Here is a 13,616-nt window from a genome sequence, read left to right on the forward strand (position 1 = left end):
ATGCCGGAAGGGGACACCGTCTGGAACACCGCCCGGGTGCTGGAGAAAGCACTCACCGGGGAGGTGCTGACCGGCTCCGACTTCCGGGTGCCGCGCCTGGCCACCACCGATCTGACCGGCTGGACGGTCGCCGAGTCGGCCAGCCGCGGCAAGCATCTGCTGCTGCGCCTGACCCGGGACGGGCGGGCGCCGCACACCCTCCACTCGCACCTGCGGATGGAGGGGGCGTGGCGGGCGTACGCACCGGGTGAGCGATGGACCGCCCGGCCGGCGCACCTGATCCGCGTGGTGCTGCGCACCGCGCGCTCGGTCGCCGTCGGCTATCACCTGCACGAGGTGATGCTGGTGCCGACCGCCGAGGAGGACCGGCTCGTCGGGCATCTCGGGCCGGACCTGCTGGGCGCCGACTGGGATCCGGCCGAGGCGGTGCGCCGGATCACCGCGCACCCGTCGGTGAGCATCGCGGAGGCGCTGCTGGACCAGCGGAACCTGGCCGGGGTGGGCAACCTCTACAAGGCGGAGACGCTCTTCCTGCGCGGGCTCTGGCCGTGGACGCCGGTCGCCGACGTGGCCGACCTGACCGGCACCGTCGAACTCGCACAGAAGCTGGTCGCCTCCAACCGGGGACGGTGGACGCAGACCACCACCGGGTCACTGCGCCGCGGGGAGACCAGCTATGTCTACGGCCGCCGGGCCCAGCCCTGCCGCCGCTGCGGGACCGCGATTCGCAAGGCCGACCAGGGCGAACGGATCACCTACTGGTGCCCGCGCTGCCAGCCCGAGCCGGCGGCGGCGTGACGTCAGCTCGCGGCGCGGAAACGGCTGGTGCTGTCGCGCAGCTCGGCCAGGCCCTCGGCGATGCCGCGGAGCCGGTCGGTCGCCTCGATCAGGCTGAAATAGGCCGGGTGGCGGGTGTCGGCGACCGGGTGGCCGTCTTCCGCCACATAGCTGGCGGCCGCGGCGACCAGACTCTCGAAGGCGGTCACACCCTCGTCGAACTGCTCGGCCAGGGCGGCGTGCGACTGGACCAGCGCGTCTTTCTGGCCGGGCTGGCCGAGCGGGATGGCCCGCTCCACACTCGCCGCCCGCTGGCCCAGGTCGCGCAGCCAGGTCTCGGCAGTCGCCGCCTCCAGGGCCGCGGTCTCGCCGGCGCCGGTCAGCCGGCCGGCGAGCCCGGACATGGTCTGTGAGGCCCGGTCCAGCCGGTCCCACGAGTCGGCGATCACCGAACCGCGAAGGGCGAACCGGGTGCGCTGGCGGCGCACCTCGTGCAGCACCGTCCGGCCGGCCGGGAACTTCTCCAGCGCGCCGGCCAGGCCGGGGGTGGCGATCGCCGGCGGCGGGGCCGGCGTTGCGGCGAGCTGCCGGTGGTCGCTGAACCGCCACCAGGCCAGCACGGCCGACGCGCCCGCGCCGGCCGCCCACGCCGCGTCGGCGATGCCGATCCCCGCATAGGGGGTGAGGACGGCGGTCGCCGCGGTCAGGCCGCCTCCGAGCACACTCCACCGGCGCGCCGCCCCGCGCAGCCGCTTGAGCCGCCGGAAGTACCTGGCTCGCTCGTCCACCGTCGCTCCCCTCGTCACGCGTTGATCAGCCCGCGGCCGTGGTGTCGCCGCGCTTCTGGTTCATGCTGGCCCGGATCTCGTCGAGACGGGCCACGCTCGCCGGGTCGGCGGCCGGCGGCGCCGACTGCTCGACCGCGGGCTGCGCGGCGGCGCCGCCCAGTTTCTCCCCGGCCATGCTGGCCCGGATCTGCTCGAGCCGGGACGAGCCGGCCATGTCCAGGCTGGACTTCTGCACCTCGAGCATGCGGCCCTCGACCGAGTTGGAGGCCAGCTCGGCACGGCCCATCGCGTTCGCGTAGCGCTGCTCGATCTTGTCGCGCACCTGGTCCAGCGACGGGGTGTTGCCCGGCGCCGCCAGCTGCGACATCGACTCCAGCGATTTCGCCACGGTCTCCTGCATCTTGGCCTGCTCCAGCTGGCTGAGCAGACGCGACCGCTCGGCGATGCGCTGCTGCAGCACCATCGCGTTGTTCTCGACCGCCTTGCGCGCCTGCCCGGCGGCGCCGAGCGCCTGGTCGTGCAGGGTCTTCAGGTCCTCCATCGACTGCTCGCCGGCCACCAGCTGGGTGGCCAGGGTCTGCGCGGTCGCCTCGTATTTCTGGGCCTCGGCCTCGTCGCCGCCGGCCCGCGCCCGGTCGGCCAGGACCAGCGCCTGACGCGCCATCCCCTGCAGCTTCTCGACCTCGGACATCTGCCGGGACAGCTTCATCTCGAGCTGCCGCTGATTGCCGATCACGGCGGCGGCCTGCTGAACGAGCGCCTGATGCTGCCGCTGGGCGTCCTCGATGGCCTGCTGGATCTGGACCTTCGGGTCGGCGTACTCATCGATCTTCGCGCCGAAGAGCGCCATCATGTAATTCCAGCCCTTGACGAACGGATTCGCCATCTCGCGGTATCCCCTCAAGTCGCTCCGTCGGACGCGTCACCGTTTCGAGTTACTTGACGGCGACGCGGAAAACCCATCGTGTCAGCCCGACGCCAGCCGCGTCACGTGACCTACGGGGGATCTCAGGGTCTCCCCTGGCATCGAGGCTACGCTCCCCTGAGCCGGTCGGCGACATGCGCGCAGGGCCGCCCCGGAAGGGACGGCCCTGCGATCGCGTGCTCATATCAAGCGGCGTAGACGATGTCCCGCTGCTGTTTGCGGGTGGTGCGCAGCGTGGTCTTCAGCGGCGAATCCTGGCGCACCGAGACCGAGACGTCGCCGTCTCTCGTCTTGGTGGCGGACTCATCGACCGGGACGAGCACGCCCTCCATGTTCTCCGCCAGCGCCAGTGTGTTGCTGACCTCACTGAGCAACTCGGAGAGCCGGGCGCCGAGCGCGTCGCAGATCGCTGCGAGCAGCTCGCTGGACGCCTCTTTTTGTCCGCGCTCGATCTCGGACAGATACCCCAGGCTGACGTTCGCGGCCGTCGACACCTCGCGCAGCGTGCGGTGCTGCCCCTGCCGGCGCGCACGAAGTGCGTCGCCGATAACGCGGCGTAGCAGGACCATGGCACCTCCTCCTGCGGGCGGGGCCGCCGGCATACGCCGGAGGCTTCCCGCAACCGTACCTGGCGCGAGCGACGCCGACATCCCGCCCCGCCGAATTCCCGAACTCACCGGCCGGCGGCCGTATCGGACAACCGGCGCGGGACCGGAAGAATTCCCTGCTCAGACCCGAGCGGCCGCGGTGCGCAGAGAGTCGGTCAGCAATTGCAGGACGGCCGTCACACTTTCGGTGCGGATGGCCTCCCGGTTTCCGGCGAGTTGCAACTCGCGCACCTCGGTCCCGGACGGGCCGGCAACCGCCACATAGACCAGCCCGACCGGTTTGCCGTCCTGCGGCTCCGGGCCCGCGACACCGGTGGTCGCCACGCCCCAGTCCGCGCCGCAGCGCTCCCGGACGCCGGCCGCGAGCGCGGCCGCGACATCCCCGTCCACCGGGCCACGTTCGTCCAGCAACTTCTTCGGTACGCCGGCGAGCGTGCCCTTCAACTCGGTGGCGTAGACGACCAGTCCGCCCCGGAACACCGCGCTGACTCCCGGGATCTCCACGATGGTCGCGGCGACCAGACCACCGGTGAGCGACTCCGCCGTCGCCAGCGTCTCGTGCCGCTCGACCAGAACGTGCACCGCCGCCGCGGCGGCCACCGACATCTCCACCCCAGGCCCCTCCTAGCTCTTGCGCGCCGCCCTCCGCAGCCGGAGGGCCTGCACCACGTAATCGGCGCCGGTGACGACCGTGACGACCAGCGCGGCGCCCATGAGGCATACCCCGACGATCTGCGCCGATTCCGGCACCGGCCACAAATACCAGGCGATGGCGGCCGTCTGCAGACCGGTCTTCAGCTTGCCACCCCGGGAGGCCGGGATGATGCCGTATCGGATCACCCAGAACCTCAGTGCGGTCACGCCCCACTCGCGGACCAGGATCGCGATCGTCACCCACCAGGGCAGCTGGTCGTAGGCCGAGAGCAGCACCAGCGCCGTGCCGGTGAGGGCCTTGTCGGCGATCGGGTCGGCCACCTTGCCGAAGGACGTGACCAGCTGCCACCGGCGGGCGATCCAGCCGTCCACGAAGTCGGTCGCCGACGCCACGCAGAACGCCAGGCACGCCGCGATCCGCCAGTCCGGGTTCGTCATCTCGGAGACGACGACGAAGGTCACGAAGACCGGGATGAGCACGATCCGGACCACGGTCAACGCGTTGGCCGCGTTGTAGAGCGACACCACGCGGGGTGCGGGCACCGGAGCCGGCTCGTTGGTCATCGCGGAACCGGGGAGGCCGAGATCATCTCGACCGGTACGGCGATCAGGTCGACACCCTCGGTACCGGTCACCTTCGCGCGGACCAGGTCGCCGGGGCGCAGCGCGGAGACGTCGACGCCCTGCTCGCCGGCGACCAGCGTGGTGGAGCCGTCCACCTCGGGGGCCTGGTGCTCGGCGCGGCCCTCGACCTCGTCGCCGTCGACCGTGTCGACCAGCACCTCGACGGTGCTGCCGAGCCGGTCCTCGGCACGCTGGGCGCAGAGTTCCTCGGCGAGGGCGACGACCCGGTCGTACCGCCGCTTGATGGTGTCCTCGCGGACCTTGCCGGTCAGGCCGGCCGCCTCGGTGCCGTCCTCGTCGCTGTAGTCGAAGACGCCGATGGCGTCGAGCCGGGCCTCGGTCAGGAAGCGGACCAGCTCGTCCACGTCCTGCTTCGTCTCACCGGGGAAACCGACGATGAAGTTGCTCCGGGCCCCGGCCCACGGGGCCAGCTTGCGGGCCGAGTCGAGCAGCTCGAGGAAGCGCTCGGTGGAGCCGAACCGGCGCATCCGGCGCAGCACCGGCTCGCTGGAGTGCTGGAACGACAGGTCGAAGTAGGCCGCCACGCCGGGCGTGGTGGCGATCGCCTCGACCAGGCCGGGCCGCGTCTCGGCGGGCTGCAGGTAGCTGGCGCGGACCCGGACGATGCCGTCGATCCCGGCCAGCTGCGGGAGCAGTTTCTCCAGCGCGCGGGGGTCGCCCAGGTCCTTGCCGTAGGACGTGCTGTTCTCACTGACCAGCACCAGCTCGCGGACGCCGGACTTGGCCAGCCACTCGGCCTCGGCGAGCAGCTCCTGCGGGTCGCGGGAGACGAACGAGCCGCGGAAGGCCGGGATCGCGCAGAACGCGCAGCGCCGGTCGCAGCCGCTGGCCAGTTTCAGCGAGGCGACCGGGCCGCTGTCGAGCCGGCGGCGCAGCACCTTGCGCAGGTGGGCGGGGGTGTGCTCGTCGACGGTCGCGTGCCCGGGAACGACCACCTTGGCGGTCTGCCGCTGCACCGGGGTGATCGGCAGCAGCTCGCGCCGGTCGCGGGGGGTGTGCGCGTCGAAGCTCTCGCCGGCCAGCACACCGTCGAGGCGGGTGGCGATGTCGGTGTAGTCGTCGAAGCCGAGCACGGCGTTGGCCTCGGGCAGGCTCTCGGCGAGCTCCTTGCCGTAGCGCTCGGCCATGCAACCGGCGGCGACCACCTTGGCCCCGGTGTCGGCGGCGGCGAGCAGGGTGTCGATCGAGTCCTGCTTGGCTTTCTCGACGAAGCCGCAGGTGTTCACGAGGACGACGTCGGCGCCCTCGGCGTCGGTGGAGACCTCCCAGCCCCCGGCGTCGAGACGGGCGGCGAGCTCTTCCGAGTCGACCTCGTTACGGGCGCAGCCCAGAGTGAGGAGTGCGACACGGCGGTGGGATGGCGTTACAGACACGCGCCCAGGTTACCGGGCGGCCACGGGACGGCCGTCCTCCGGACAGCCGGGAATCTAGCACCAAGTCACGTTGGCAATACGATTGCCGGGTGACCGACAACCTGGACGATCTCGCCACCGTGTCCGCCCTGACCGACGGGGTACGGCGGGCCGCGTACCGGGTGGTGGCGGACGCGACGGCCGGCCCGGTCGGGCGGGACGAGGTGGCCGAGGCGCTCGGCGTCGGCCGTACGCTCGCCGCGTTCCACCTCGACAAGCTGGTGGACTCGGGGCTGCTCGAGGTCTCGTACGCCCGCCGCTCGGGCCGGACCGGTCCGGGCGCCGGCCGGCCCGCCAAGCTGTACCGGATCTCCGCGGCGGAGCACGCGGTGAGCGTGCCGCCGCGCGCCTACCGCACCGCGGCCGAGTTGCTGGCCGAGGCGCTCGAGCGCAGCGGCGCCGATCAGGTCCTCTTCGAGGTGGCCCGGGAGCAGGGCCTTGCCGACGCGACCCGGGATCCGGCCGAGATGCTCGCCGAGCGGGGTTACGCGCCGGTCGCCGGCCCCGATCGGATCGAGCTGCGGAACTGCCCGTTCCACCACCTCGCCGAACAGTTCCCGCCGCTGGTCTGCGGGATGAACCTGGCCCTGCTCGAAGGGCTGACCGAGGGCTCCGGCTGGACCGCCCGGATGGACCCGGCGCCCGGCCGCTGCTGCGTAGCGCTTACTAAAAACAAAACCGATTGACTTTAGAGTCGAGGGCTGGTGAGCTGAGCGCCATGACCGGCTTCCACCTCGCGCAGATCAACTTCGCCCGCCTCCGCGCCCCGCTGGACGACCCCTCGATGGCCGAGTTCGTCGAGGGTCTGGCTCTGATGAACGCGCTGGCCGACCGCTCGCCCGGCTTCGTCTGGCGGATGGTCGGTGACGGCGGCGACGGCACCATCGCGGCGCCGGCCGACCCGCTGGAGATCTACACGCTGTCCGTCTGGGAGTCCGTCGAGCACCTGCGGGCGTATGCGTATCAGAGCGAGCACCTCGACTACCTGCGCCGGCGCCGCGAGTGGTTCGAGCCGCACAGCACCCGGACGCCGCTGGTGCTGTGGTGGGTCCCGGCGGGCCACCTGCCCGGCTTCGCGGAAGGGGCGGCCCGCCTGGAGCTGCTGGCGGCCGAGGGGCCGGGGCCGGAGGCGTTCACCTTCCGGCAGAGCTTCCCGGCCCCGATCGCCGTCGCTTAGGAGATCTCGGCGATCCGCCCGGCGTGCAGCGTGCCGTCCGTCAGATGCGCGGCATAGGCGCGCAGCGCGCTGGGATCGGCCTCGAACCGGGTCGCCGCCGGCCACCCGGAACCGGTGTTGGTCTGCGCCCACAGGCCCGACCCGGCGCGGACCGTGACCAGGTCCAGCTTCGTGGCCGGCCAGCCGGTCGCGGCCAGGTCGATCACCCGGTTGGCCGAGCCGTCCGCCGGCACCTGCACCGAGCTCTGCCACGCCCCGGCGCTGGTCCGGGTGCGGTGGTAGACACCGCCCCACGCCGTGACGCCGAACGAGTGCACGGTGCCGTCCGGCAGCGCGGCCGCCGCGATGTCCGCGAGGTCGCCGTTGGTGTCGATCTTCTCGGCGCCGGTCCAGGCGCCGGCAGCGCTGCGGGTCTTGTGCCAGATGCCGCTGCCCGGGACCAGACCGAGGAAGTGCACGGTCTTCTGGGCCGGGTTCACCGTCGCCGCGATGTCGGAGATCGACCCGTTCTCGTCGATCTTGGTGGCCGAGCCGGCCCACACGCCGGCGGCGCTGCGCGTGCGGTACCAGACACCGCTGCCCGGCACGAGGCCGAAGACGTGCAGGGTCCCGTCCGGGGAGGCGGCGATCGCCACGTCGGCGATGTCCCCGTTGTCGTCGATCTTGACGGCGGAGTCGGCCCAGTCGCCGTTCGCCTCCCGGGTCCGGAACCACAGGCCGCTGTCCGGCAGCAGGGTGACCACGTGCAGCCGGCCGTCGGCGGCCGGGGTCGCCGCGACCTGTTTGATCGACTGGTTGCCGTCGATCAGCGCGGCCGCGCCCGCCCAGGTGCCGTCGGCGGCCCGGGTCCGCTCCCAGAGCTTGCCGCGCAGGTTCTGGTCGTTCGCGCTGTAGTTCGGGTTCATCACCCGGACCTTGTAGAAGGCCGCGCTCGTGCGGGTGCGCCTGGTGTCCGGCCCGAAGAAGTCGACCGTGTCGGTGCACCAGTTCCGCAGGTTCGCGGTGTTGTTGAGATAGCAGCCGCCCTGCGGGTTCTTCTGCACATCGGGCATGGTCTGGACGACCTGGCCGGACGGCTGGTTGCCGACCGCCTTGACGAACCTGCGGTCCCAGGCCTCGCCGGCCGCCGCGAACGTCCTGGTGTTCTTGTCGTAGAGGTAGGTCCGGGCGTTCGTGGTGACCCACAGCTTGGACGTGTCGTAGTGGTAGTGCGACACGTCGTGGGCCCAGAGCGTGCCCAGCTCCTGACGGCGGGAACGGTCCTCGCGCAGGCTCGGCGCCGATGGCGGCCCGGTGACCTCCAGCGCGGTGAGGACGCTGTAGATGACCTCGGCGCCGTTCGCGTCGGTGCGCCGGTCCTCACCGGCCACCCAGAGCCGGTTGATCTGCGGGTCCCACAGGGTGGCGTGCGCACCCTCCAGAGCGAACTGGGCGTACGCCGTCGCGTTGGCGCCCTGCGAGGCCGCGTAGACCCGCACGTAGCCGCCGGTGGAGGCGGCCACCGCGACGTTGCCGTCGGGCAGCAGCTCGGCCGAGTGCCGGTTGTCGGCGGCCGGGCTCTTCTGCGCCCACACCCGGTTGCCGGACGGGTAACCGATCACCGTGAGCAGCCCAGCGCCGTCCACGATGACCATGCGCTGCCCGGCGTCGGTGTTGCGCAGCCGGAAATCGTTGCCGCCGACGAAGCCGGAGGCCTCGGTCGACGAGAAGCCACGGGCGGTGGTCGGCGCCCACTCCCATTTCACCGCGCTCGCGCTGTTCCAGTCGGTGACGGCCGGATCCAGCACGTAGATCTTGTGGTTCTTCTGATCACCGCCGAGAAGCAGGAAGTCTCCGGCCGCTGCCGCCGCCGGGACCGCGCCCTGGGCGGCCACGCAGAGCGCGACCGCGAGCAGGCTCCCGATCTTCCATGGGGTCTTCCTCATGCACTGTCCGATCAGTAGGTATCGCGTGGAGTCGATACCTTACTCATCGATCAGTCGTCGACGCGGAGCGCGGCCAGCGCCTCCTCCAGCTCGTCCGGCTTGACCAGGACGTCGCGGGCCTTGGAGCCCTCGGACGGGCCGACGATGCCACGGGTCTCCATCAGGTCCATCAGCCGGCCGGCCTTCGCGAACCCCACCCGCAGCTTGCGCTGCAGCATCGAGGTCGAGCCGAACTGGCTGGTCACCACGAGTTCGATGGCCTGGATCAGCAGCTGCAGATCGTCGCCGATCTCCTCGTCGATCTCCTTCTTCTTGCTGGGCGGCGCCTCGGTGACACCCTCGCGGAACTCCGGCTCGCGCTGGTCCTTGCAGAACTTGACGACCGCCGCGATCTCCTTCTCGTCGACCCAGGCGCCCTGGATGCGGGTCGGCTTCGACGCGCCCATCGGCAGGAAGAGCCCGTCACCGCGGCCGAGCAGCTTCTCGGCGCCCGGCTGGTCCAGGATGACCCGGGAGTCGGCGAGCGAGGAGGTGGCGAAGGCCAGGCGGGACGGCACGTTCGCCTTGATCAGACCGGTGACCACGTCGACCGACGGGCGCTGGGTCGCCAGCACCAGGTGGATGCCGGCGGCCCGGGCCAGCTGGGTGATCCGGACGACCGAGTCCTCCACGTCGCGCGGGGCGACCATCATCAGGTCGGCCAGCTCGTCGACGATCACCAGCAGGTACGGGTACGGCTTCATCTCCCGCTCGCTGCCGGGCGGCGCCGTGATCTCGCCGCTGCGGACCTTGCGGTTGAAGTCGTCGATGTGGCGGACCCCGTTGGCGGCGAGGTCGTCGTAGCGCATGTCCATCTCGCGGACCACCCACTCCAGGGCGTCCGCGGCCTTCTTCGGGTTGGTGACGATCGGGGTGACGAGGTGCGGGATGCCCTCGTACGCCGTCATCTCGACCCGCTTCGGGTCGACCAGCAGCAGGCGAACCTCGTCCGGGGTCGCCCGGGTCAGCAGTGAGACCAGGAGCGAGTTGAGGCAGGAGCTCTTGCCCGCGCCGGTGGCGCCGGCGATCAGGATGTGCGGCATCTTCGCCAGGTTGGCGACGACGAACCCGCCCTCGATGTCCTTGCCGAGGGCCACCACCATCGGGTGGTGGTCGGAGGCGGCCGCGCGGGAGCGCAGCACGTCACCGAGCGACACGTTCTCCGGGTCGGTGTTCGGGATCTCCACGCCGACCGCGCTCTTGCCCGGGATCGGGCTGAGGATCCGCACGTCCGGCGACTTCACCGCGTAGGCGATGTTGCGGGAGAGCTGGGTGATCCGCTCGACCTTGACGCCCGGTCCGACCTCGACCTCGTAACGGGTGACGGTCGGGCCGCGGGTGAAGCCGGTGACCACCGCGTCGACGTTGAACTGCTCGAACACCCCGGTCAGCGCGGCCATGATCTCGTCGTTGGCGCGGCTGCGCGCCTTGGCCGGGGCGCCGGTGGCCAGCAGGTTCGCCGGCGGCAGGCGGTAGTCGCCCTTGACCGCCGTGATCTCCAGCTGCTCGGCGCGGGTGGGCGGCATCGGCGAGTGCTCGGGCGGCTTCTTCCGGCTCGCCGGCACCTTCGGCAGCGCGATGGTGTCGTGCAGGATCAGCTCTTCGTCGAAGTCGTCCGGCGGCTCCACCGGCTCCGGCAACGGCCCCGGCTCGGCGAGGGCGCCCTGCCTGCGGCGGGCCGGGCGGCGCGGCTTCGCCGGCGCTCCCTCCTCGTCCTCCTCCGGCAGCACGTCGGCGGCCGGCGGGTTGGCCCGGGAGCGGCCGCTCACCAGGTCGAGCAGGAGCAGCAGCCGCTCCGGGATCTTGGCGATCGGCGTCGCGGTGATGACCAGCAGGCCGAAGACGAAGAGCAGAACCAGCAACGGTACGGCGACCCACGCCGTCACCGCCCGTTCCAGCACCCCGCCGATGCCGTAACCGAGCAGGCCACCCGCCTCGTCGAGGGCGAGATCGTCGGCCGGCCGGCCGGAGATGTGCAGCAGACCCGCCGTGGCGACGATGATCGCCGACCAGCCGACCAGGTGGCGCCCCTGATGGTCCGGGTCGGCCGGCTCGCGCATCAGCCGCACCGAGCCGTAGAAGAGCAGCAGCGGCAGGAAGACCGCGAGGCTGCCCAGGAAGAGCCGGATCGCGTCGGCCAGCCACAGGCCGACCGGACCCGCGCCCCGGGCCCAGAGCGCCACCGCGATCAGGATCGCGAAGCCCAGCACCAGCAGGCCGGCGCCGTCGCGCCGGTGCTCGGGGCCGATGTTGCGGGCACTGGCGGCCTGCCGCCCGGCGCCGCGCGCCACCCAGCCGACGCTGTGCGCCAGCCCCATCCAGAGCGCGCCGATGCCCCGGCCCAGCGTCGCGCCCGTGTTGCTCTTCTTCCGCACCGGTGCCCGCCGGGCCGCGGCCTTGCGCGGCGCGGGCTTGCGTGCCGGTTGCCGGGCACGGTTGACCGCGGCGCCGCGCGACGTGGACGCGGCGCGGCCCCGGCTCGCCGGAGGAGTACGGCCCGCCATGGATGTCACCGTAGCCGGGCGAGCCCATTCCGCCGAGAAGGCGCACCGTGACAGCTTCTCGCTTTTCGGGCGATTACCATCACCAGGTGCAACCTCTCAGTAACGACATGATCAAGGCAGCGCTGGACGCCCGCGGGTTCGCGTACTTCGTCGATGCCGACGACGACATCGCCGGGAACTTCCAGGGCAACCTCATCTACTTCTTCCGGCTCGGCGAGCGGCGGGAGATCCTCCAGGTGCGCGCGATGATGCAACACGTCTTCTCGGTCGAGGACATCCCGCGGCTCTACGAGTTCTGCAACACCTGGAACCGTGACCAGCTCTGGCCGAAGGCCTACGTGCACGTGACCGACGAGGGCAACGCCGTCGTGGTGGGCGAGGTCACCACCGACTGGGAGCACGGCGTCACGGCGGAGCAGCTCGACCAGGTGCTGCTCTGCGGCATTGCGACGGGCTGCCGGCTGGGTGAGGCGCTGGGTGAGCTGAAAGCAGGATCGGGGCCCTCGTGAACGAGAGCCCCGATCATGTGCCGGGCCCACCTGGCCGGGCGGAGGTCCGGGCCCGGCTGCCCTTCGCCTACTTCATTCAGGAAACGTTGAAGCCGAGCGAGTAGGCGCCGGTGCCGGCGGTGGCGACGACGACGTACCGGTAGGTGCCCGAACGGCCGTCGAAGCTCAGCGTCTTGTCACCGTCACCGGTGGCCTGGGCGACCGTGCGGAACTGGCCGCGGCTGTTGAGCCGCTGCAGTGCCAGATCGAAGTCGGCGCCGTCCGGGGCGTCCAGGCAGGCGGTGTGGGTGCCGGCCCGGGCGCGGTAGGCGCCACCGTTCGGCTGGGCCTGCGCCTGGCCGGCCCGCGCGATCGAGCCGTCGCGCTGCACCGGGAGGCTGTCACAGGCGGAGGCGGCCGGTTCCTCCTCCTCCGCGGGCGGCGGAGCCGCCGCTTCACCAGTGGTAACCAGGGTCAGGTTCTGGGCCGCGAGGACCTCGTTGAGCGGCTGGAAGAAGGTCTCGCCGCCGACCGTGCAGTCACCCGAACCACCCGAGGTCATGCCCTGGGCCTGGTCGCCGGAGAGCCACGGCCCGCCGGAGTCGCCACCCTCGGCGCAGACGTCGGTACGGGTCAGCCCGGTCACCGCACCCTCCGGGTACCGCACCGTCTGGTTCTTGGCGAGGATCGTGCCGCAGAAGGTGCCGGTGGTGGAGCCGGACCGGCAGACCGCCGCACCCACCGGGGCCTCGGTGTTGCCGGCCACCGGCAGCTCGTTGCCCCGGAAGTCGTTGACCACGGCGCGCGGCGTCCAGTCCCCGTTCACCGCGACGAAGCCCATGTCGGCCTCGCCCGGGAAGACCGAGAACTCGACGGTGCCCTGCGCCTCGTTGTTGAAGCCGGTGGTCTGCGAACCCTCGGCGCCGCAGTGCCCGGCGGTGACGAAACCGCCCTCCACCGAGAAGCCGATCGAGCAGCGGGCCTGGCCGCCGCCCACGTTGATGAAGTACGGGTCGGCGCCGCGCACGTCGAACAGCGGCTTCGGCTGCGCCTCACTGATCTTCACGGTCACCGCGTTGCCGGCGACGCCGTTGCGCTGCGCCCACCGCAGGGCGTCCGTCTTGGCGCCGGGCTGGGCGACCACGACCAGCTTGTTGGTGGCGGGGTCCACGTACCAGCCGGTCACGTCGTCGGGGCTGGACTTCGCGTCGTCCAGCTTCGTCTTCGCCGCGTCCAGCTGCGCCTCGCTGCGCTTGACCAGCACCGGGACCGCACCGGCGGCCTTGACCTCGTCGGCCGAGCCCGGATCGGTGACCGCGACCTTGAGCGTGGTGCCGTCCAGCCACGCGCCGCCGAAGTCCCCGCCGGTCTGCGCCGCCAGGGTCGCCGAGACCCCACCGGCCCACTCGGCCTTCGCCAACCGGGCACGCGCCTGGTCGCCGTCGAGGCCCAGGTCGCGTTTCATCGCCGAGAGCAACTGCGGGGCGATGTCCCCGCCCTTGCCCGCGGCCACGGACGACGACGAGCCGTCGGACTCGGTTCCGGCGAGCGACGGCAGGGTGAAAGCCACCGCCGCTCCGGTCGCCGCCAACACCGCCGCCGCCACGGCGATCGGTCTGCGCTGCATCTGGAGAACTCCCTCCGCCACGGGTGCCGTGGGGGCGGCACCGTGCC

General features: G+C 71.8%; 13 protein-coding genes. 4 read left to right on the forward strand and 9 right to left on the reverse strand.

What is annotated here, in order from left to right; all coding sequences use genetic code 11:
• Window positions 1–798 (forward strand): DNA-formamidopyrimidine glycosylase family protein, encoded by a 798-nt coding sequence (locus AB0F81_RS12300; protein ID WP_360195168.1) that lies wholly within the window; start codon window positions 1–3, stop codon window positions 796–798.
• A gap of 2 nt (window positions 799–800) precedes the next feature.
• Here AB0F81_RS12300 and AB0F81_RS12305 read toward each other — a convergent pair whose 3' ends face one another.
• The 6 genes from AB0F81_RS12305 to rimO form a co-directional block, all read right to left on the reverse strand.
• Window positions 801–1,565 carry a hypothetical protein gene (locus tag AB0F81_RS12305; protein WP_360195170.1) on the reverse strand — a complete coding sequence of 255 codons (765 nt, stop codon included), beginning with the start codon at window positions 1,563–1,565 and terminating at the stop codon, window positions 801–803.
• A gap of 25 nt (window positions 1,566–1,590) precedes the next feature.
• Window positions 1,591–2,451 carry a PspA/IM30 family protein gene (locus tag AB0F81_RS12310; RefSeq protein ID WP_360195172.1) on the reverse strand — a complete coding sequence of 287 codons (861 nt, stop codon included), beginning with the start codon at window positions 2,449–2,451 and terminating at the stop codon, window positions 1,591–1,593.
• Between the two features lie 224 nt (window positions 2,452–2,675).
• On the reverse strand, window positions 2,676–3,059 hold the full coding sequence (locus AB0F81_RS12315; RefSeq protein WP_360195175.1) for a helix-turn-helix transcriptional regulator: 384 nt from the start codon (window positions 3,057–3,059) through the stop codon (window positions 2,676–2,678).
• A gap of 159 nt (window positions 3,060–3,218) precedes the next feature.
• Window positions 3,219–3,704, reverse strand: coding sequence for a CinA family protein (locus AB0F81_RS12320; protein ID WP_360195256.1), 486 nt, complete (start codon window positions 3,702–3,704; stop codon window positions 3,219–3,221).
• A gap of 18 nt (window positions 3,705–3,722) precedes the next feature.
• Window positions 3,723–4,316 carry a CDP-diacylglycerol--glycerol-3-phosphate 3-phosphatidyltransferase gene (gene pgsA, locus AB0F81_RS12325; protein WP_360195177.1) on the reverse strand — a complete coding sequence of 198 codons (594 nt, stop codon included), beginning with the start codon at window positions 4,314–4,316 and terminating at the stop codon, window positions 3,723–3,725.
• Window positions 4,313–5,770, reverse strand: coding sequence for a 30S ribosomal protein S12 methylthiotransferase RimO (rimO, locus tag AB0F81_RS12330; protein ID WP_360195180.1), 1,458 nt, complete (start codon window positions 5,768–5,770; stop codon window positions 4,313–4,315). Before rimO ends, pgsA begins: the two co-directional genes overlap by 4 nt.
• Window positions 5,771–5,859: 89 nt before the next feature.
• Between rimO and AB0F81_RS12335 the strand changes: the two genes are divergently transcribed.
• Both AB0F81_RS12335 and AB0F81_RS12340 read left to right on the forward strand, forming a co-directional pair.
• Window positions 5,860–6,495, forward strand: a complete 636-nt coding sequence (locus AB0F81_RS12335; protein WP_360195183.1) for a transcriptional regulator — start codon at window positions 5,860–5,862, stop codon at window positions 6,493–6,495.
• Between the two features lie 32 nt (window positions 6,496–6,527).
• A complete protein-coding gene (locus AB0F81_RS12340; RefSeq protein WP_360195187.1) occupies window positions 6,528–6,986 on the forward strand; it encodes a DUF3291 domain-containing protein in 459 nt (152 codons plus the stop codon).
• Here the strand turns inward: AB0F81_RS12340 and AB0F81_RS12345 are convergent.
• A complete protein-coding gene (locus AB0F81_RS12345; RefSeq protein WP_360195190.1) occupies window positions 6,983–8,911 on the reverse strand; it encodes a DUF6528 family protein in 1,929 nt (642 codons plus the stop codon). The genes AB0F81_RS12340 and AB0F81_RS12345 overlap by 4 nt on opposite strands.
• A 50-nt stretch (window positions 8,912–8,961) precedes the next feature.
• Window positions 8,962–11,454 (reverse strand): DNA translocase FtsK 4TM domain-containing protein, encoded by a 2,493-nt coding sequence (locus tag AB0F81_RS12350; RefSeq protein ID WP_360195193.1) that lies wholly within the window; start codon window positions 11,452–11,454, stop codon window positions 8,962–8,964.
• An 86-nt stretch (window positions 11,455–11,540) separates the two neighbouring features.
• Between AB0F81_RS12350 and AB0F81_RS12355 the strand changes: the two genes are divergently transcribed.
• Window positions 11,541–11,963, forward strand: coding sequence for a YbjN domain-containing protein (locus AB0F81_RS12355; protein WP_360195196.1), 423 nt, complete (start codon window positions 11,541–11,543; stop codon window positions 11,961–11,963).
• A 76-nt stretch (window positions 11,964–12,039) separates the two neighbouring features.
• Here AB0F81_RS12355 and AB0F81_RS12360 read toward each other — a convergent pair whose 3' ends face one another.
• Window positions 12,040–13,569, reverse strand: coding sequence for a S1 family peptidase (locus tag AB0F81_RS12360; RefSeq protein ID WP_360195199.1), 1,530 nt, complete (start codon window positions 13,567–13,569; stop codon window positions 12,040–12,042).
• Between the last annotated feature and the right edge of the window lie 47 nt (window positions 13,570–13,616).

The organism is Actinoplanes sp. NPDC024001, from assembly GCF_040638955.1.
In the GTDB taxonomy this organism is placed as follows: Bacteria; Actinomycetota; Actinomycetes; order Mycobacteriales; family Micromonosporaceae; genus Actinoplanes.